Source organism: Paenibacillus sp. WG02, assembly GCF_055396115.1.
Window position 1 is genome coordinate 8,231,782 of record NZ_AP036016.1, and the last position, 20,353, is coordinate 8,252,134.

The 20,353-nt window shown below is 43.4% G+C and carries 19 protein-coding genes; 7 read left to right on the forward strand and 12 right to left on the reverse strand.

Annotation, left to right across the window (positions count from 1 at the left end):
- Positions 1-164 precede the first annotated feature (164 nt).
- Together ACBP55_RS37310 and ACBP55_RS37315 are read left to right on the forward strand one after the other, a co-directional pair.
- Entirely contained in the window at positions 165-659 is a 495-nt protein-coding gene (locus tag ACBP55_RS37310) for a hypothetical protein (protein ID WP_464648585.1), read from the forward strand.
- A gap of 11 nt (positions 660-670) precedes the next feature.
- Positions 671-1,108, forward strand: a complete 438-nt coding sequence (locus ACBP55_RS37315) for an AAA family ATPase (RefSeq protein ID WP_464648586.1) — start codon at positions 671-673, stop codon at positions 1,106-1,108.
- A 104-nt stretch (positions 1,109-1,212) separates the two neighbouring features.
- Here ACBP55_RS37315 and ACBP55_RS37320 read toward each other — a convergent pair whose 3' ends face one another.
- Together ACBP55_RS37320 and ACBP55_RS37325 are read right to left on the reverse strand one after the other, a co-directional pair.
- Positions 1,213-1,866, reverse strand: coding sequence for a DUF2306 domain-containing protein (locus ACBP55_RS37320; protein ID WP_464648587.1), 654 nt, complete (start codon positions 1,864-1,866; stop codon positions 1,213-1,215).
- Positions 1,867-1,968: 102 nt separating this feature from the next.
- Positions 1,969-2,508 carry a PadR family transcriptional regulator gene (locus ACBP55_RS37325; RefSeq protein WP_464648588.1) on the reverse strand — a complete coding sequence of 180 codons (540 nt, stop codon included), beginning with the start codon at positions 2,506-2,508 and terminating at the stop codon, positions 1,969-1,971.
- Positions 2,509-2,626: 118 nt separating this feature from the next.
- On the opposite strand from ACBP55_RS37325, the gene ACBP55_RS37330 reads away from it, so the two are divergent.
- The 3 genes from ACBP55_RS37330 to ACBP55_RS37340 all read left to right on the forward strand — a co-directional run bounded on the left by ACBP55_RS37330 (position 2,627) and on the right by ACBP55_RS37340 (position 4,734).
- The gene (locus ACBP55_RS37330) at positions 2,627-3,382 is read left to right on the forward strand and encodes an MFS transporter (RefSeq protein ID WP_464648589.1); all 756 of its coding nucleotides are present in this window, start codon (positions 2,627-2,629) and stop codon (positions 3,380-3,382) included.
- 11 nt (positions 3,383-3,393) lie between these two features.
- Positions 3,394-4,101 carry an MFS transporter gene (locus ACBP55_RS37335; RefSeq protein ID WP_464648590.1) on the forward strand — a complete coding sequence of 236 codons (708 nt, stop codon included), beginning with the start codon at positions 3,394-3,396 and terminating at the stop codon, positions 4,099-4,101.
- Between the two features lie 189 nt (positions 4,102-4,290).
- Positions 4,291-4,734: a PepSY-associated TM helix domain-containing protein gene (locus tag ACBP55_RS37340; RefSeq protein ID WP_464648591.1), complete on the forward strand. Its 444-nt coding sequence runs from the start codon at positions 4,291-4,293 to the stop codon at positions 4,732-4,734.
- 61 nt (positions 4,735-4,795) lie between these two features.
- On the opposite strand, the gene ACBP55_RS37345 is transcribed toward ACBP55_RS37340, so the two are convergent.
- The 6 genes from ACBP55_RS37345 to ACBP55_RS37370 all read right to left on the reverse strand — a co-directional run bounded on the left by ACBP55_RS37345 (position 4,796) and on the right by ACBP55_RS37370 (position 11,057).
- A complete protein-coding gene (locus ACBP55_RS37345; protein WP_464648593.1) occupies positions 4,796-5,962 on the reverse strand; it encodes an ROK family protein in 1,167 nt (388 codons plus the stop codon).
- A 69-nt stretch (positions 5,963-6,031) separates the two neighbouring features.
- Complete coding sequence (locus ACBP55_RS37350; RefSeq protein WP_464648595.1) at positions 6,032-6,733, reverse strand: copper homeostasis protein CutC; 702 nt, start codon at positions 6,731-6,733, stop codon at positions 6,032-6,034.
- A gap of 68 nt (positions 6,734-6,801) precedes the next feature.
- Positions 6,802-7,641 (reverse strand): carbohydrate ABC transporter permease, encoded by an 840-nt coding sequence (locus ACBP55_RS37355; RefSeq protein WP_464648597.1) that lies wholly within the window; start codon positions 7,639-7,641, stop codon positions 6,802-6,804.
- Complete coding sequence (locus tag ACBP55_RS37360; protein ID WP_464648599.1) at positions 7,641-8,534, reverse strand: carbohydrate ABC transporter permease; 894 nt, start codon at positions 8,532-8,534, stop codon at positions 7,641-7,643. Before ACBP55_RS37360 ends, ACBP55_RS37355 begins: the two co-directional genes overlap by 1 nt.
- A 79-nt stretch (positions 8,535-8,613) precedes the next feature.
- Positions 8,614-9,963: an ABC transporter substrate-binding protein gene (locus ACBP55_RS37365; protein ID WP_464648601.1), complete on the reverse strand. Its 1,350-nt coding sequence runs from the start codon at positions 9,961-9,963 to the stop codon at positions 8,614-8,616.
- An 89-nt stretch (positions 9,964-10,052) separates the two neighbouring features.
- Positions 10,053-11,057: an asparaginase gene (locus ACBP55_RS37370; protein ID WP_464648603.1), complete on the reverse strand. Its 1,005-nt coding sequence runs from the start codon at positions 11,055-11,057 to the stop codon at positions 10,053-10,055.
- Positions 11,058-11,518: 461 nt separating this feature from the next.
- Here ACBP55_RS37370 and ACBP55_RS37375 point away from each other — a divergent pair, with 461 nt between their 5' ends.
- Both ACBP55_RS37375 and ACBP55_RS37380 read left to right on the forward strand, forming a co-directional pair.
- On the forward strand, positions 11,519-12,502 hold the full coding sequence (locus ACBP55_RS37375) for a copper amine oxidase N-terminal domain-containing protein (RefSeq protein WP_464648605.1): 984 nt from the start codon (positions 11,519-11,521) through the stop codon (positions 12,500-12,502).
- Between the two features lie 74 nt (positions 12,503-12,576).
- Complete coding sequence (locus tag ACBP55_RS37380; protein ID WP_464648606.1) at positions 12,577-13,977, forward strand: DUF4832 domain-containing protein; 1,401 nt, start codon at positions 12,577-12,579, stop codon at positions 13,975-13,977.
- 87 nt (positions 13,978-14,064) lie between these two features.
- Here ACBP55_RS37380 and ACBP55_RS37385 read toward each other — a convergent pair whose 3' ends face one another.
- Genes ACBP55_RS37385 through ACBP55_RS37400 form a run of 4 tightly spaced genes read right to left on the reverse strand, consistent with a single transcriptional unit; the run spans position 14,065 to position 20,336 of the window.
- Positions 14,065-16,407, reverse strand: coding sequence for a hypothetical protein (locus ACBP55_RS37385; protein WP_464648608.1), 2,343 nt, complete (start codon positions 16,405-16,407; stop codon positions 14,065-14,067).
- Between the two features lie 50 nt (positions 16,408-16,457).
- A complete protein-coding gene (locus ACBP55_RS37390) occupies positions 16,458-17,903 on the reverse strand; it encodes a glycosyltransferase family 2 protein (protein ID WP_464648610.1) in 1,446 nt (481 codons plus the stop codon).
- Positions 17,896-18,987 (reverse strand): HEAT repeat domain-containing protein, encoded by a 1,092-nt coding sequence (locus ACBP55_RS37395; protein WP_464648612.1) that lies wholly within the window; start codon positions 18,985-18,987, stop codon positions 17,896-17,898. Before ACBP55_RS37395 ends, ACBP55_RS37390 begins: the two co-directional genes overlap by 8 nt.
- On the reverse strand, positions 18,984-20,336 hold the full coding sequence (locus tag ACBP55_RS37400; protein WP_464648614.1) for a response regulator: 1,353 nt from the start codon (positions 20,334-20,336) through the stop codon (positions 18,984-18,986). The genes ACBP55_RS37395 and ACBP55_RS37400 overlap by 4 nt, the downstream gene beginning before the upstream one ends.
- Between the last annotated feature and the right edge of the window lie 17 nt (positions 20,337-20,353).

The window sequence follows — 20,353 nt, forward strand, 5'->3', positions numbered from 1 at the left end:
AATAATCGCTCCTTTGCCATTTCCTTCGAATGAAATCAGCATAAGGGACATTTATAAACTGAATTTAAACCAAAAAGGGCATTTTAATATGTAAAGGCTTTTATTGGAAAAAAAATTATGATACATTTTTGGGAAAAGGAAACGATTTGGGGGTACAAACCTATATGGCCAATCCTACATACGCAGATTTCAAAACGCTTACCACCGCTGAAACAGAAAGAGCATTTCAAAACGAAGTCCTCTCCGAGGGATACTCCGGGTTCCGCCGACTGTTAGATGGCATGACGGAGGAGATCAAAACAGCCGGAGATGCTGACATCGAGGGCATTGAGCAAACCATTGCCAAAGCAAGCCGTCTGTTCCCTGAGCCAGTTAACTTCAGCCCCTCGTGGGAATGCATTTGGTCTGAACTTCATGCTACCTTAGCAGCAAAAAAGCATGTCTTATCTACCATAACTCCAACAGACCGCAAAGGCGAGTGGCAGGTTATTATGGATAACCCTCAAGTGGTACAAGAGGTTGTTTGCTACCCGGGTCTGGAATTCCATGACGCCGCCTATCTGTACGCCTATTTCCGGCCTCAGCTAGAAAAGTCCGAGTATATCCGGCTGCAGAAGATCCAAACGGTCATTCAGGAAGTTGGCGGGGATCTGACATAAGGAGGAATAACATGATCATTATGATCAATGGAGCTTTTGGAGCAGGGAAGACGACAGCTGCTAATGAGCTACTTCCCTTCATCCCAAACAGCATGATTTTTGACCCGGAAGAAATCGGTTATATGCTTAGAAAGCTTGTTACTGTAGAGGATCGACTCGTCCATGAGCGAACGGATGATTTTCAAGATATGAAGCTGTGGAGGGTTCTTACGGTCAAGACTGCCGCTGAGTTGAAATCGACATACAACAAGCATCTCATCGTGCCAATGACGATTTATAAACGTCAAAATTTTGACTATATCTATGATGGATTCAAAGGAATAGACAAAAATGTCTTTCATTTCTGCCTTAGCGCTGCCGCGGATACACTGCATAGACGTTTAACCAAACGTGGCGATGAGCCGGGGGATGGCAATTTCAGCAAGTGGACAAGTGTGTGGCCGCCTTAAAGGACCCTGTTTTTGAGGATCATATTAGTACGGATGATTTGGAAACGGAAGATATCCTACGCATTATTTTAAAGAAAATATCCTAAACGAACTTTAAAATGGGGCTATCTTAGTGGTCCCTTATCTCTCCGAGGTCTTAACAAGAACCATTCCACTACAATAAGATTGATAAGCAAACCGATCCAAATATTTATTTCTAAAATGTCAGCGACCATTTGCTCACGACCGCCGGCGGGAAGATGGAACCCCTGCATTGCGATGTACAGCAAAATACAGATCGGGACAACCAATCTTGCCGATGTGGCGACGAGTGTAATGGCGTAGCTGCGAATCATCCATACACGATGCTCGTCAAATTGCCTCTGGACAGCGTAGCGGAAGCCTTTCCAGGTTGTAAATAACCAAAGTAGACTAAGCACTAGAAATGCCATGGCTTTCGTAAAACTTTCGATATACAAGGTCATAACAAGTCCCAAGAGACCTCCCAATATAACGCTGACCACATACACTCGGCCCAAAGCCCGATGCCATGCCGAATAATTGGTCCGCCGGAAGCGCTTATGAAATTGAAATAAACCACTAACAAGCGCAACGAACGCGAATCCAATATGTAGAACCAGTACCGTATAGTGTAGGGAAAATGCCGTATTTAGCTTGACTCGGCTGTCGGCTGGATTCAAGGTGACATAGGGAAATATCGCGGCTATCGCCACGCCAATAATGATGATCACAAAGAAAATTCCTAGTTTTTTACTCATATACAGCCCCCGTTTATGTTCCTCACTCCTTCTGCTATCTTATCTCTCAAGTCTAAAACCCCGCTAAATGAATTCTTAAATAAATCTAAACTCGTTACATTATTATTTCAGCCTTGACTTCATCCATTCGCACCAGACTAAGTCTGCATCTATTTTCAGCGTTGCTTTCTGGATCAGCACATAGAGCCCGAATAACGGATCATGGATCTCCAGTTCCTCGAGCGGTTTAACACTATCTTGTTTAATTCGTTCAAAAGATTGTGCAAACTTCTCTTTCTTCTTCTGGTAGTATACCTCACGCTCATGAAGTACTTTCAGCGCTTGTTCCTTGTTTACAAGGCCAATGCAGAATACCTTCAGTGCCAACTCATCCCTGACGACGGGCTCATCTGTAGGCTGTGCAATCCAATGCTGGAGTGCTTCCCGGCCTTTATCCGTTAAGGAATACACCTTTTTATCCGGTTTATCCGACTGAGGAACATGCACAAATTCAACGTACCCCTTCTGCTCTAATTGGGCGAGGAGAGGATAGATTTGACTATGCTTAGCTTGCCAGAATGGCTGAATGGTCTGCGTTAGCTCATAGCCCGTTCGGGAATTTTTGGTTAAAAGGCTTAGCAAGCCATATGAAAGGGTATTCATAGTCACTCCTTTGTTATGTCATTATTGACATATACACTCTTTTGGTAGTATGATAATTTTCATTCAAATTATAGAGAATACTACAGATAAGATCAATGGATAGAGTGGAGGTATTACTTTGAGCAAGGATGAATTACAGCAGGTACGTTTTTGGCCGATCATGATAGCCATTTTCTTCGGGTCGTTCGTTGCGATCCTGAGTATGAGTACAATAAATATTGCAATACCGATTTTAAGTGATCATTTTCATTCAGATTTAAGCAAAATTCAATGGACAATTACAGGCTTCATGCTCGCTAGCGGTACGATCGCTCCCATTACAGGCTATTTGGGTGAGCGGTTTAGCTATAAGCTGCTCTATGCCACGGCACTTGCGGGCTTTACGGTGTTTTCCTTTTTATGCGCGGTAGCCTGGGACGCCCCTTCTCTCATTGCTTTCCGCATTGCGCAGGGCGCCTTCAGCGGACTCATCATGCCCGCGACGATGACCATTGTGTACCAAGTTATACCGCGGGAAAAACAGCCGATTGCGATTTCCCTTTGGTCCTTATCTGCCATGATGGCTCCTGCCATTGGACCTACTTTAGCCGGATGGCTATTGCAAAATTGGAGCTGGCATTGGTTGTTCCTTATGAACGTGCCTGTCGGTATCATTGCCATTCTTCTTGTATTTAAATTGATTCCTTACTATCGTCTTTCAGTACCGAAAAAGTTCGATTTACTTGGCTTATTAACGGTCATCGTCAGCAGTCTTTCCTTACTCGTCGCTTTCTCTCAAGGTCATGCTTGGGGATGGACGTCAGGTAAAGTGATTGGATTGTTTGCGACCGGTATTCTCGTTCTTCTTCTCTTCATCTGGAGAGACTGCGCGTAGAAACACCGCTGTTGAACATTCGTGTATTATCTAATTCACGCTATACATTAACACTAATTATTTCTAGTATTGTCACGATTAGTTTATACTCAGGCACTTTTTTGACTCCTATATTTCTGCAAAATATTCAGCACGTGACGCCGCTTGATACAGGCTTAATCCTGCTTCCTGCCTCACTTGTGATGGCATTAAGCATGCCAATTGTGGGCAAACTATATAGTATTGTAGGTCCGCGAATTCTCATTTTCATCGGAATTTCCTTAATCGCCATAGGGACATTAACCCTAAGCTGGCTAAGTGTCGATGTATCTCGCGGTTATATCGTGTTCTGGATGATCGTTCGGAACCTTGGGATCGCCTTTGCCACTATGCCATCGAGCAACGCTGGTATGGAGCAGATTCCGAGAACGTTGTCTGGTCATGCGACTTCGATCAGCAACTGGGTACGAAACGTGTTCGGCTCCTTCGCTATTGCCCTTTTCACTTCTGTCCTTTCAACTCAAACAGCTACGCATGCCAAGGATTTGGCCAGCAGCGGTTTGAAGGATAAGGTTGTGATCGGGATGCAGTCATTCACCATGAGCGTGAATGATGTTTACTTGCTGGCCACATTCATCGTGCTAGCCGCGCTGCCGCTCAGCTTGTTTATCGGCAAGCAGAAAGCTCCGACGGAGAAAGCTACCGCTTCTCCGGCTCCCGTCGTCAAAACAGCTAAATAAGAAAGCCTGTGGCTTAAATCAGACTGCCAAGCAATATATTGAAAAAACCTACTGTATGCAACTGTGCATAAGTAGGTTTTTTTGCGTTAACTACACTCAGCATTCCCTCAGCTAAGCCTCAGATTTTTTTCAGGATAAGCCTCTATACTTACATCTATTACCAACAAATTTGGAAAAGGTGGGTTTCACATGAAAAGAACACGTCAACTGCATTTATGGATTGGCCTGATTTGCTCGGTTTTTATTTTGATTCAATCAATTACGGGGCTTCTCTTATCAGAGAAGTGGTTGACAGGCTCGGGAGAAACAGAAATGCGACCTCCTGGGGCTATGTCTCAATCCTCCAATTCAATGACTCCTCCTGCCGCAGGCGACCAAGGAACAGCTGGAGCTAGGCAGGGAAATAGACCTGCATTTAACGGCCCCGGCCCAGATCAGGATGGAGCCAATAGTCTGACAGGGTTCATCAAGGGACTTCATGAGGGGAAAATCGGGAATACCAATGTGAAGTGGCTTGTCGATATAGCGGCGATTAGTATGATCTTCCTAACGATCACGGGCATTATTTTATCGATCAAAACACTTCGTGCACAAGGAATTCAAAGGAAAAAGCGCAGGCCCTTAGAAGTCTAATTAATAGAAAAAAGCGTTACGAACATGGGGCTGCAGCCACAAAGATCCGTAACGCTTTATTTTAAACCTTATCAACATAGTTATTCATCACTAACATGGCTGCGCCTACAACGATCGATTTGTTCTTCAACTCGGAAGTCAGGATTTTGAAGGTGTCACGAAAAGGTTCCCATACCACCTGCCCGCACTGTTCTTCGATTAAAGGGACAATCTCACTGTAATTTTCCACCAAATCACCACACAAAATGACGGCATCGGGATTGTACATGCAGACGATGTTGTTTATGGTTATGCCAATGTAAAGCGAAGTTCTGGAGATAATATCTTGGGCCCAGTTCTCTTCATTCTGTGCCGCAGCGAACAGCTGCTGGATATCGGCAGTCTCCTTGATTCGGTTGGCTTCATGCAGAATAGCCGACTCGTCGATATACGTTTGCAGACATCCTCTTTTGCCGCATTCGCACATGTTGCCATTCGGATCCAGCGTTGTATGCCCTAACTCCCCGGCACTGTTTGAACCCCCGCGGAAAATGTCGCCATCGATGATCAAAGAGGAGCCGACTCCGGTGCCCAGCTCGATCAACGCTGTCTTTCTCGAGCCGCGCGCGGAACCTAGTAAATACTCAGCAAGGATTTTCACTTTCAAATCATTGTCAATGACTGTAAGAATATGCAGCTTGTCCTGGATGAACTGGGCGAAAGGGATATTTCGCCAACCCAAGGTCGACGAATATTGAACGATTCCCCGTTCATGGTCGATCACGCCGGGCACGCCTATACCGATGCCAATGATTTTAGACTTGTCGAGATTTTTATGCGCAATCATCAAGTTTATGGTTTCTGAAATGATGGCGGCCGTAGCTTCAGGGGTTGTTTGCAAAGCGATATGCTCAACTCGCTCCTCATGGAGAAGTTCGCCGCTGAACTCCATAACGCCGAACTTAATCGCCTTTTTACCGATGTCCACTCCAATGGTATAAACCGCCTGGGGATCGATATCTAACATAATCGCCTTACGTCCAACGCCAACCGAGGTTAACGCGGTCTCCCTCACCAATCCTTGTTCACATAACTCAGCTACGATGCGTCCAACAGATGTAGGACTCAACTTGGTGATTTTGGTGATTTCCGCACGGGAGATGGGCCGACGCTTTTTAATGATTTCCAAAATCATCTGCTTATTGTGGAGTCTGATCACATCTTGGTCATGTTTCTCAATTTTTTTCATTCACTTGGATTCCTCTTCTTTATTCCACCCATGTTAATAAATTCATGTTATCAAGCTACTACACCGCAGTCAACCATTAGCAACATGATCTATCTTTATATTTTTTATTGCTTTTATTTTGTCCATATCGATCTCATTTAACGGATGATTATCCACTCGCACGCCTCTACCGAAATGAATCTCTTTCACACCTGTCGATTGCAGGAAGGAGGGAATTGAACTTACCGTCAAGCCGCTTCCGGCCAAAATTTGCAGGTGAGAATGCTCCGCTTTTTTAACAAGCTGTCTGATTTCTTCTTGCGCATCAAGCACGTTTGGCTTTCCTCCGGATGTGAGCACCCGATCAATTTGGCTATAAGATAGAAGTTCCTCTAGAGCCTTCTCCAGATTGCTCACTTCGTCAAATGCACGATGAAAAGTCACAGACAACCCTTCTGCCTCATCTAATAATCGGCGCAGCGCCTCGTGATCAATGCTGCTGTCTGGAGTAAGCGCCCCAAGTACAATGCCATGAGCGCCTATCCGTTTAACTGTCTGTATATCTTTTATCATCACGCCCAGATCTCTCTGGTCATAACAAAAAGATTGGCTATGCGGGCGAATCATCACCTGAACAGGGATGTTCGTGCTGTGCACGACTTCGTCAATTAAGCCATAACTAGGCGTTAAGCCGCCCTCCAGAATCCCCGTTATGAGCTCGATACGATTCGCTCCGCTCTGTTCGGCCAATAAAGCATCCCTTACGGTAGTTGCAATAACTTCCAGCAGCATAAATCTCCTCCTAATATAGGGATCTTTGAGCGTAGCTCAAAGTCTCTCCGCTTCACCAATTGATGTCGTTATCCTTTGACTGCACCTTCTGTAAGACCTGACACAATGTATTTTTGGGCAAAAGCGAACATAATCACAACCGGAATTAAGGATAAAATACCCGCTGCACTCATTTGACCCCAGTTAATATCAAATTTTTGTACAAAACTGCTTAGTCCTACAGGGACGGTTTTGGTGCTTTCGCTATTCGTAAACATAACCCCGAAAAACAAATCATTCCACGCGCCTGTAAATGCAAATACAAGAGTAGCAACAATTCCGGGCCGCATAATGGGCAGAATAATTTTGATCATCGTTTGAAACTTATTACATCCGTCAATAAGAGCCGCTTCCTCAAGTGATACGGGAATTCTCTGAAAGAAACTGGACATCGTCAGTAAACAAAAAGGAATGTTCATGGCCGTATACGTAATGATCAACGAAGGCAGTTTATTTAACAAGTGCAACTGGCTGAATGAAATGAAAAGCGGGACTAGAATGACCATCACAGGAATCATTTGAGTAGCTAAAAAAGATATTAGAAATAACTTCTTGCCTCGAAATGAATGTCTAGCCATACTATAGCCACCTAGAATGGATACAATCAACACCAGGATTGAACTGCTCATACTTACAATAAAACTGTTCATAAAATAGTGCGGAAAGCTAGAATTCTGGAAAGTGTCTATATAGTTCGAAAACGTTAAATTCCGGGGCCAAAGCGTTAGCTGCCCGCTATAAATTTCTTGTCTATCCTTTAAAGAAGTGACTAACATCCAATAAAAAGGAAACAAAGCACCGATTAGGAACAAGGTTAGCGCAATGACTCGAGAAACGGTCGGGGTTGCATTCCGAACATAGGAGGCCATTAGAAATCACCTGCATCATCATATTTAGTCGTCTTCAAGAAAATTAACGTATAAAGAATAAGAATCGCTAGCATCATAATTCCCAAAGCGGAGGCTTGCCCGTAGTCGGTCGTATAAAAGATTTTATTAAATATATAGGAAGGCAAGTTGTGAGAAGTATTCGCTGGCCCCCCATTGGTCATGATGTAGATCAAATCGGCTGAATTGAATACCCAAATCACTCGGAGCAGCAAGGTAATAATAATCGTCGGTTTGATATAAGGAATCGTAACTCGAAACAGTTTGGTCATTCGGCCTGCCCCATCCATATCCGCAGATTCATAGATGTCTTTAGGTACATTTTGCAGAGCAGCAAGAATCATAATCCCGAAAAAAGGCACTCCATACCATACCATTGCAGCGATGACTGGGAAAATAGAGACATGTGGAATAGCCAAAAAGGGGATGCCTTTTTCCAGAATTCCGAGTTTCACCAATAAGTAATTAATAAGCCCATTCTGTTCATTAAACAGCCATTTAAAAATCATTCCGATTAAAAAAGCAGACACAGCCCAAGGCAGGAAAACAATAGATTGGTAGATGTTTTTCCCTTTAAACTGTTTATTTAGCGCTAGTGCCAAAATAAATCCAAGCACGAATTGCAAACCTACCGTTAAGATGACCCAAAGCAAGGAATTGCCTAATATTTGAGGGAGATTCTTATCGGTCAGCAAAGCGCTAAAATTTTCAAAACCTGAAAAGTGGATATTCCCCGGTTCAAATAAGACATAATGCATAAATGCAAGCTTAAGTCCTGAGAGTAATGGATAAGCAAAAAAAGCTAGAATAATTAGAACAGCAGGAGCGATTAATAAATAGGGCTCGAATGATTTCCATCGAATTGCTTTCAGCATGCTTTCTCTCCCCGCCTTTTCAATACTTAGAATAGATAACCGGGGATTCATCCGTGTCCCCGGTTATCTGCCTTCTATTTTATGGATTTTCCTTCATATAAGCTTGTTGTTCTTTTGTTAGAAAATCTGCAAGATGCTTAACAGTATCCTCGAGCGATTGCGCTTTTGTCAAATATTTTTGCGTTTCTTCCACAGCGAACGTTCCCGTAAATTGACCAAGCTTCGCTAAATGGCTCGGAGGGCCGGCAAACACAATGTTGGAATCCGCCATAGAACCCGCATACCCAGCAATAGGACCTTTGCTGAAGAACGGATCTTTCAGGTTTTCTTTGTAAATAGGAATCGTAGAATTTTTGATGCTGTACGCTAGGTTGTTCTCAGGAGAGCTTAAGAATTCGATTAGCTTCCAAGAAGCATCTTTATTTTGTGATTTGGAAGACATAGCATAAGCAGCGGTGTAACCCCAGAAGATATAGCGTTTTCCGTCATCTGCTTTTGGCATTGGAACGACGTTCCATGTGCCTTCTTTCATATTTTTCTGAGCTGTAATAATAACTTCAGGCGTTTGATTTAAAATAGCCGTTTGACCGTTCAAGAACCCTTGAACCATTTCGTTGAAGCCCCAGTTTACAGACTCTTTGGGAGCATTCCCGTTTAAGTAAACATCGTAGAATTTCTTAAAGGCAGCTTGTGCTTCAGGTTTATACAAAATCGATTTGCCATCCTTATCAAACCAACTGTCGGAGTGAACTGCCGCCATCACATATTCCATGGCTCGAATAACACCATTGGCTCCTCCTCTAAAGGAGATACCGTATCTGTTTTTCGCAGAATCTGTAAATTTTTGTGCTAGATTAAAGTAATCATCCCATGTCGCAATATTCTCGGGCATATTCAGTTCTTTAAACCAATCGCTTCTAATAAATAAGCCTTGCAACAAGAATCCATCTGGAATCGCATAGACATTGCCTTTGAATTTGTTTCTCGCTTGCTTAGTGGCTTCCGTCAAATTATTTAATTGATCCCATTTGTCATAAAAGGGTTGCAAGTTCTCAATATAACCAGCTGAAGCCATCGCCACTAAGGAAGTGTCATCAATACTCAATACGTCAGGAAGAATGCCAGCTGCGCCCATGGTCATCCATTTCTTATTCGCATCATCCCAAGGAACAGACGTATATTCAACTTCGATATTCGGGTTTTTCTCTTGAAATTTCTTCAAAAGCCCCTGCATAAGCGCTGTTCTCTCCGGGCTTGGAAGCGGATCGAGATACGAGATTTTCGCTTTCTTGCCTGTGGCTTCTTTGGCGCCTGCGGCTCCGGTAGCTTTTGCTGCATCATTTTGCCCGCTATTCGTAGAGCAGCCTGCTAAGGCAAAAGTAAGTACAAGACTGGTACATAAGGCTAGAATCGTAGCTTTTTTCTTCATTTTATAACCCCTCCTGTAATTTGATCTATGTTATAAAATCTTGCTGAAGATAGCTTCTCCAACATAATTTAGTAACTAAGCCTGGGTTTTTACACAGTTTCTAAAGTAAACACCGCTTTGTTCATTCCAACAATCTTACGATTATCGTTCGTAATGTCAGTTGGCGTGAGTTGATACATACGGTCAATCGTCTCTTGGTTGCTGTAACCAATTTGCTCAAGGATGGATGCCGTAATGATCGGCCACTCATCCTCAGAACCATCCATCACTTTAAGTGCGAAACCAAGCTTTTCTTTTTTCAATCCAAAGCAGTACACGCCTTTCGCTCCGCCCTTAGCGACAATATTGGGATCCATAAGTAGACTGGAGCAAATTCGATCTGAACCGGCAATCATCTCATAATGCTCGTTCATTAGAGCGGTTATTCGGATAACAGCGGATCGAATCTCAAGATCTTCAATCACCTCGGGACAGGCCAGCTTCATGAAAGCAATCGCCAAATGCTTAAGAGGAATAGCGAACACCGGAAATCCGCAACCATCTGTACCAATGTGAATTTGTTCTCTAGGACATTCAGATAAGTAAGCGAGCGTGTCTACGATCTCGATTTGAGCAGGATGATCAGGTTCAAAGTAGCCTTCGGTTGGATATCCCATTGTTTTGCACAATGCAAGAATGCCAAGATGCTTCCCAGAACAATTATGATAAATCGAACGTTTAGGCTTGTGTGCTCTAAGCATCGCTTCTGAAGCAGGCACACTTAAGGGGTAAGTGGGGTGACAGACAAGCGCTTCCTCTCCCACTCCAATTTTGGTTAGCATGGATTCCAACGCTTCAACATGGAAGGTCTCCGCACGATGGGACCCGATCATAATAGCCGTTTCTTTATCAGAAAGTCCAAACTTTCTGTCTGCACCATGCCGAATGACAGGAATAGCTTGAAATGGTTTCCCGGATGACCTTAAATATGTTAATGACTCTACATCCCCTACTGCGTACTTAACAGCACCTGAGATTGAGACTCCGCAAATATGCCCGCTATGCACGCATTCCAAAGCACCTCCACGATACTCTTCAACTAATGTTTTATCCATTTCGTCTTCCCCTCTTTTGCGTTTAATTTCGTGGTCTTATGCTGTTATGAAGCCAATTATTCCACAGATGTTATTAATTTTCGAAATAAAACAATGAAATAATCATATAGATAGAAAAATAAGACCTATAAAAGGCAATAACTTAGCTATCAGCTTTTATTTATTCCAGTGATGTTAATAATTAAATATTAACAACTCACCTATCTGTTGTCAAACATTTTTTATTTTTTTGTTAAGTAAACTAACAGGCAGCGCTTTCTTAGTGAAGTTTCATAGAGTAAGAGATAATTTCAAAATTAATCGATGTTAACTAAGTTGACTTTGTCGGCGATTGGACTCACCAAGCTGTACGCATTAGTTTGAAATTGATTTAAATCAACCAGTATTCTTGCTATATTAGAAGTAGAAATCCGGTGTAACCTATTGCCACCGTTTCAATTTACTTCGAAGAGGATGAGAACATGCGGTGGATTCCCTTTATTGCATCCCTACCTATCATTTTCCTTCTAGGGGCTGACTCCCCTTCAGAAATCCGTAATCCGGATATAGAAATGCTGCAATTCCGTTCGCAAATTACGTCAAACACAGAGCCAATTAACGCCTCTCTTCAGGGCGCAGACCAATTTGAGGTCGCTTGGAGATTGCAGAACTCTTCTCCTCAAAAGCTATTTATCGCTAATGACAGCACCGCCTATTACCAGTCCGATGGTCAGTGGCAATCTGTCCTGCCAAGCGGAGAGCGGCTGCAGGTTAAGCCAAGCGCGAAGCTCCCCGAAGCCGTGAAGCCGTCGATTTCGCTAAATTTGAAAGCAACTGAGCGAAGCCTGACCCTGCTCGAAGATCAAAAAGAACGCTGGACCTACTCCCTTCCTGAGTCCAATCAGATTCGTCCAAGCACCCTTCAATATGATGCTGCCGAGCATATCTATTTTCAGGATAACAACGGCAGTTGGTATTCGCTTGACCACAACGGGAATGAGCGCTACAAGCTGCTTCTGCAAGCACCTGACAGCCAGCTCATGTGCAAGGTTGCGCCTTCAGGAGACGCCTTTTGTACGTCACCAAGCCTCGGCATTCTTGCCGTACGCGAAAAAATAAACGCCCCTCGTCTCATCATCGATGGCAAGGAGCGCTTTTTTCCACAACGTCCAGAAATTATGAACAACCGCACATTCGTTCCGCTTCGTTCGATCTTCGAGGCTATGAATACAAAGGTAGTCTGGAATCAGGAGACACAAACAGTAACAGCCATAAAAGGAAATCGGACAATCAGCCTGACTCGCGATAGCGAGAAGGCACTGCTAAACGGCAAGAAGATTCAACTTGATGCTCCTCCGATCCTCTATCAGGGAAGCATGTACGTACCGCTGCGCTTCGTTGGAGAAGCGCTTGGCGCGACCGTAATATGGGAGAATGCGACTCGAACCATTCAGATTATCAGCTAGTCATACATGCGAAGCAGAGGCCTTATAGAGCTTTCGATTTTACTTGATAGTTCATCATGAAGGAGGTATATCTCATGAATTTCCGTCTTCATCGTGTGCTTATTGCTTTTAGCCTTGTTCTAGGGATATTGTGCGTATTCGGCTACCGAAAACTTATGGCAATGGAAGTTATACACCGAGTATCTTACTTTCCTTCGGAAACGGATCAAGTTCTGAATAATCCCTTTATGGGGCTTGTTATAGATGCAAGAGATAATGAAGCCAAGCAGCCCTTTCGGCTAGCTTATGCAAATTTGACATGGGCTGATCTGGAACCGGAAAAAGGGGAGTATGCATTTGATGCGATTGAAAAAAAATTTCAATTTGCACTATGGAAGGAAAAGGGTGTATCCCTTATTCTCAGAGTGGTTCTCGATTACCCAAGTCATACACCGCATAAAGATATTCCGGACTGGTTATTTAAAGAAATCGGCGAAAAGGGGGTTCAGTACGATTCTGGCTATGGGAAGGGATTTAGCCCCGACTATAATAATCTTACTCTGATCGAAAACCACGAACGTCTGATCCAAGCTTTAGGAAACCGCTATAACAACGATTCGCAAATTGCTTTTATCGAGCTGGGCAGCGTTGGACACTGGGGCGAGTGGCATACCAATAACGAAGGAAACACACCAATCGAATTTCCCAAAGAAGATGTTTCCGATCAATACGTCCAGCATTATTTGCATTATTTCGACCAAAAACGACTGATGATGAGAAGGCCTCATGAAATCGCATTGAAGCATGGGCTCGGGTTGTTTAATGACGCTTTTGGCTCACACAAGTCAACGATTGACGGGTTTCTGCAATGGTACACCTACGGATATAAGTCTTGGCTTACTCAAAATAATCAGCCAGCCATGCCGGATTTCTGGAAATTGGCGCCCAGCGGCGGAGAGTTTACGTCTGGTGGAAATTACTTCAATGACGCTCGTATTGAGGAAACCCTGTTACAGTCGAAGCTGACGCATGTAAGCTGGCTCGGCCCCAGCGCTCCTTCTCAAGAGCCATTCGGCGGCAGCCTTCAGCCGAATATTGACCGATTTTTGAAAACCATTGGTTATCGGTTTGTCATTGTAAAGGAATCTCACGAAAGGGATATTCATACGGGAAACTCGCTGCATGTCAAACTTAACATGATCAACAGAGGAGTAGCCCCCTTTTACTTTGCTTGGCCCTTGGAGCTTTCCCTAACTGATGAACAGGGAGCCATCGTCTCCCAAATGCGGTCAACCATAGATATTCGCGAATGGCTTCCAGGAGAAAGGGATGTAACGGGCACATTGCCAATTCCTAAGAACCTTGCGCCTGGAAACTATAAGGTCAACGCTGCGATCCTCAACCTGCAAACTGGCAAACCGGAAGTGGACTTCGCTAACGACGGCAGGAGAAGTGACGGCCGTTATTCGCTTGGAACAGTCAGGGTACTTGATTAATTGCATTCATAGAAAATAATCGGCAAACTGTATGGGATTCTGTTTGCAAAGGATTTCATAAATGCGCAAAAAAGCGGCATTCCGAAACTAATGGTTTATAGCGATATTCCCATAAAGGTCTTTCATTATGTAGTAAGATTTCTTTAATCTTTCATGATACTGAGGCTTATCCCAGTCTTCCCATTGATACCGATACATATCGGAGGAATGGATCTTTCTTTCTATTGCATTCGGATAAGTGGATGTGATCACAAGCCCTCCAGGACCCTCTTTTTGTTGTGCTCCATCCGTTTTATAGGTTACAATCGCCATCTTCATTTCTTTTATGGTTTCTGACGCTGACAGTCCTTTTCCCCAAATGTCCCCGGTAATCTCGTGTTTGCTTGGATCTCTAAAATTAAGTAATTGCCAAGGAATCCTCAATTCCAATACACGATCCTTCGAATTTAGAGCTACATCCGTTAACGAATTAAAGTTCGAATGATTCGGGTTTCCGTCCCCTGTTCGCAGCACCCCTGTTTCGTAGCTTTCCAATGGTAAATCAATCGTCCTCCCGTTTACATTGGGGATCTTCAAGGGTCTGTTTAGAACTAACTGCATCGTATGGAAAATGCCATTATCCTTATTCTTAGCATAGTCCAACTTAGGCATCATATTTAACGTATGTCCGTAGGTAAAATAATTCGTATCATAGTAGCTGTCTACCCAGATTCTTGATGATTTATCTCCCTTCAGGTCAATAACAAAGTCAATCCCCTCTTCAGTAGAGAGGTCGGAACCACCTGGAATCCGGTGTTGGCCTTGATCAGGAATTGTATTGAGCAAGAGCATCGTATTCACTTTTGACCATTCTAACGGCTTGCCGTTGTCCATGTAATCCAAGCGAAAGTAAACATAGCTTTCATCACTAGTGACGAAAAATTGCTTCAAGCGTGCCTGCTCATCATCTTGATTACCTGAGGTACTTGTGGAGGAATCGGCGACTTTTATCGGATTGATTTTACGGAAATCCCAGTCGCTAGTCTCACCGTCCACATAAATCGGCTTATCAGCTGGGCCTGCATCAAAACTAAGCAGCCCAAAACGCTGCTCTCCGGTCTGTACATTGGACCAGAAAGGACGGCGGTCGCTATTATCCAGTTCCGCAGTATTCCAAGTTCGCTTAAACCATTCATCCTGCCAGCTAAAAAGAAGTCCCCCAGCCAAGCCTTCACGGGTCATATCCTCAAATAATCTCGCGTCAATATTCCCTTGTTCCGTCTCATCATGATTCCCTTGATTCCATCCACTTATATTTCGATGGGCCATCCCTCGGGAAGAAGGCACGCCAAATTCAGCAACCAGAACGGGAATTTGATGATTTTGTTTCAGGTCCTTTAAATAACCGGCGTAACTATTTTTTTCTCCGCGAAAATCGATGTAATTGGTATATTTAGGTTCATAATTGAGAAAATCGGGGTAATAGGGATACACGTGATAGGATGCAAAATATCCCCCTTTATAACTCGGATTTTCTTTAATGAGATTCGGGTTTATGGCAGCCATATCTTCTGTTTCCAAAGGCTCCGTAGGGTGTTTCATCAAATCGGTTGTTACCCAGTTAGTGAAGCTGATTGGTCTTTGCCACTGATAGCGATCTGATTCATAGACGGCGATAGACTCCATTTTATCCGCGAGCCATATCTCAAAAGGTTGTGCATTTTCTGTCCTAAAATATTTTCCGTTATAATTCTCCATGCCCTTATGCTTGTTGTTGGTGGAGTCGACTACTGTCGGGTCCCACTCAACACCCAAGATCCAGCCTACGACATAAGGGGAGACATCGGCTTTGTATACACCCGCGGCATGCCCCGCCCGTTCAGGCAGATTGACTTGTCCATGAATGACATCCACTACATTCTGCATTTCTTTCTTAAAGTCATCCGCTGTATGACCGATAAATACATCCTTCGACGCAACCATATCCTCTTCATCGACCCATATGCCATGAAACAAATAAATGGGCTGGCTCGCTTTCGAATTGTACTCTAGCAAAGCCTCGTAAAATGCTGGTGGATGCAAGGTATAAATCCTTATGGAATTTATATTCATATCCCCCATTTGTTTGAACCACCGCAAATAATCAGCCTTGGCAATCCCCATTTCCCCAGGGAATAATCCCGGTTTAGTAGCCCCTAAGTTCACACCTTTAATCAGCATATCCTGCCACTCGCCATTATGGTTAATCTGTATGTATGAACCCCCGACTTTAGCGGGAACTTTAACTCCATCTATGGTTACTGGTGTTATCGTCGATATTGGCTGAACAGATGTTTCAGGTACTATTGGTCCTACATCTTTATCTCCTCGCAGCACAATATAAGCAAGAACCCCCAGCACAAGAACCAACATGATGCCTACCAGTGCATTTTTCCCTTTAAACAACCCCATATCTAAACTTCCCCCTACTTTCTCTTTCGATCGTTCAACAAGTCCAGATACTATGATGAAACGCCCTTTCGCTTCATCTCGCCCCAACTCTGTTTTTTCCCCATTATCGCTGACATGAGTGCTTTTACCCGCCAATATGTCATAATCGGCCGATACCAAAACGCCTCCGACAAAGCAAAGAAAAATAAGCGATTGAGTTCGGATACCCGCTTATGTTTTCCTAGCCTCCACTCCTCAAGAAGCACGGAGCCCATGGACAGAAATGACCCGTAAATAACCATGAACAGAAGTAAAGCCAACGAGTATAGAATATTGACTTCCCCCAAGATCCAACCGATTAATACGACAAGATAACCTATCATTTCAATGACAGGACCAAATAATTCCACAAAAAGGAAATAAGGAATGGCGATTAATCCGATCCCCCCGTATTTTGGATTCATAGCCATTTTTCGATGAGTCCACAAGCTTTCGAACAACCCCCGGTGCCATCTAACCCGCTGGTTTCTTAATATTTTTATATCCTCAGGCGCCTCGGTATAGCACACTGGATCTGCGACGTATTCGATTCTGGCTCCCCATTTATTCTCGATGTTCATTCTGTGAAGACGAACTACAAGCTCCATATCCTCGCCAATTGTTCCCAACTTATAGCCGCCCGCTTGAATGACTCTTGCTGTTTTGAATACCCCGAATGCGCCGGAAATGATGAGAAGGAGATTGTTTCGGCTCAACCCGATTCTCCCCATAAGGAAAGCGCGCATATATTCGATTGTTTGCATAATGACCCACGGATTCCTGGAAAGCCTCATTTCCTTCATCTGCCCATGAACGATCGTGCTTCCGTTCGCAATCAGCACATTTCCCCCCGTGGCGAGGATTTCCTGCTCGGTATTTTCTATGATCGGCTTCATAATCTTGAGGAAAGAATCCGGCTCCAATACTGTGTCCCCGTCAATAGAAGCAAAATACGGATATTTGGACAGGTTAATGCCAGCGTTCAACGCATCCGACTTTCCGCCATTTGCTTTGTCAACAAGCAATAATTGAGGATAAATTTCCGACTTATAGACCGCTTTGATCGGTTTGGTTTCGATTCCGTTGCGTTTTTGAAATACTTTATCTTTCAAGGGTACCATTTTAAACCGTTCAATCATTTTTTGCAGAGTTTGGTCCTTAGATCCGTCATTGACCACAATGACCTCATATTCGGGATAGTCTAATCGTCCGCTTCCTGTGACTAGTGACAGCACAGTACCGATAATTCCTATCTCTTCATTGTAAGCCGGAACCAGAACTGATAAGGGGGGAGTGAACGCAGATTTTTTGACTTTCTTATAAGGCTCCACATTATGAAGGCCACGTTCTCGCTTTAACCGATTGAAAGCCAGAAAGAAAAGGATAAAATAAAACAAACAAACGAATACAAGATAAAAAAAGATCACTTGATTCACGATCTGGAAGAGAAAAACAGCAAGATCCCAATAATTACTCATAATCTATGCTCCTCTCTAACCATTCCTTAGCAATGTTTCTGGCATAACTGTCAGGGTGTGTCGTGGTAATAGAGAGAAGGATATCTCTTCCATTCTTGTATTTTCGAATGGCTTTAGCAGCCTCTGATCTTATGACATAGCTTCTATCGCTGATGAACTGCTCTAGATACTGCAAAAAACGTTCTGTTTTGATATTCCCCATGAGCCTGACATACATCAGTTTTTCCCCCGTGTACTGCGGGCTCTGCCATTCTCCCCTTTGGGACTGCTCATCAATAATCTGCGTAATTACGTCAGGAGAGCTAATATAACCAAGGCTCGCAATTGTTTTGGTTGCCCGCACCCTCTTCTCCTGATCGGTTGCATTCAACAAGCTTTCCAACAATTCTTGAAGTTTCAACGAGCGGAAATTTTTATCTCTAAGTACGTCTATCATACTTAACTGCCATTCATAAGGGAGATCATAGAAAATATCTACATAGCTGTCGAAATTATCTGTAGTAATAACCAGGCTAATCATCTCGTTTAACAGAAAAGGAGGAAGCCCCTTCGATTTCTTGAACAGGTCCTGAAGATGGGCGTATCCGAAATCGGCCAAAAGGAGATAAATCTGATATCTCTCTTCCGATGAACACTTCTTGCTCTCCAACAGCTTCAATAAGTCGTCCTGCATCCTATCAATCTTAAAAAGATCGATGAAATACAGCGTATTCATTCGGGTACTCCATTTGGAATGAAAAAGCCTTTTTCTGTACCACGGAACAAAATATTCCTCGACAAACGGTTTTACCGGATTAAAACTAGGCTCGATTTTGAAATTACTCAGATAATCGCCGAAAAAGTCTTCAAGGGCTTCAAACTGATAAAGTTCAATTGGGCGACACCGACGGCTTATTAAGGAATAATTCCTCTTCCCAGCGACAAAGTATTCTTGGAGCTCGTTCATGATCTGTTCCAGCCATGCCTTTTTCCGTTTCTGAAACAGGTTGGTCCTTATTTTTCTCAAAACCAAATATACATAAACAAAGCATAACAGCAGAGAGAAAACGACCGTGAGTGCTATGACAGTGAAGAGATTAATCATCGCGTCCCCCGGATTAATCGTCTTATTCGGGCGCGCAGCTCTTTAATGCTGAATGGCTTGATCATATAATCATTGGCGCCTCTTTGAATCGCCATTGAGATTTCCTCTTCGGAATCCCTGCTGGTTAACATCATGCACAAATACCTGCGTCGGTCGTATTGCGTGCGGATCTTCTGCAGAACCTCCAAACCATCCATCTTAGGCATGATTCTGTCAATAATGAGAAGAAATCGTTCATTCTGGCGATGCCAAGGGTCGTTGAAAAATTCCTCTCCGTCCGGATACGCTCTAATCTCTACCTCAAAATCTTGATCCGCGATATCCTCTAATTGATGCTTCAACATTTCACGAATTAACCTGTCGTCATCAATAATTCCGACTTTCAGCTTCCTCAATGTGATGGAGGTGAAAGTCGCCATCCCGTCCATAACCCACGCTTTCCTGTCGGCAACAGCCTGATCCTTCGGAAAAGGCATAAGTGTTAAACATTGTTCTATGGTCTGTAAGGGATCCATAAAGTCCAACACCCTAGCCGAAAAGGTACCGCTGATCTCTCCTGCTGTTGTCTGGAAACGGAGCTGAGCAAATCTTTCGATCAACCGGCGCATTAATTTCATAGCATCTTCTTTGACGGTTTTCGGAAGAACGAGAACAAATCCTTCTCTATGAAATCGATATAAGGAATCCGCAGGTCGGATGCTATTTTGGATAAATCCCCCTAGTTCCTTCACCAACTGATATCCTATAGCATAGCCATACGTTTCCTGAACGATAGGGAGATCATCCACCTGTACATAGACCATTGCGAACGGCTCATGGGAGCGTTTCAAATCATTAAGTTGATGCTCGACTTCTTGTTGAAGATTATTGTAATTTTTTATTCCGGTCATCGGATCAATAAGAATCTGATCTAAGATTCGGTTTCGTTTCCTCAAGTTTCTGATCACCCTTGTGACTAATTCAACGGGTTCAACGCGTGAACCTATAACATCATCTGCCAAGGCCATACATGCGTAACACAGCTTCAAATCTTCCTTATCCAACGATATCAGGATCGGAACATGGTTATCTTGACACAGTTGAACGAATCCATTCAATACATGAACGCCATCATCTGCTATAAGGCTTGCGTTAATAATGACATAATCAGGGTATAACTGATAGAAGAGTTCCGTGGCTTTCGACTGGTTATCCGATTCGAAAATAACCATCCCGTTTTCTTTCTCCAGATGTTCTTTGTAAAAGGAAAGAAATTCTGGGTCATCATTAAGAACTAGTAAAAGAGGCTGGTTTTCAAATGTTGAATGACTACGGTCTTTTGCTTCATAATTTAAGTTGACATCATTCATGTTTCATTGACTCCTTG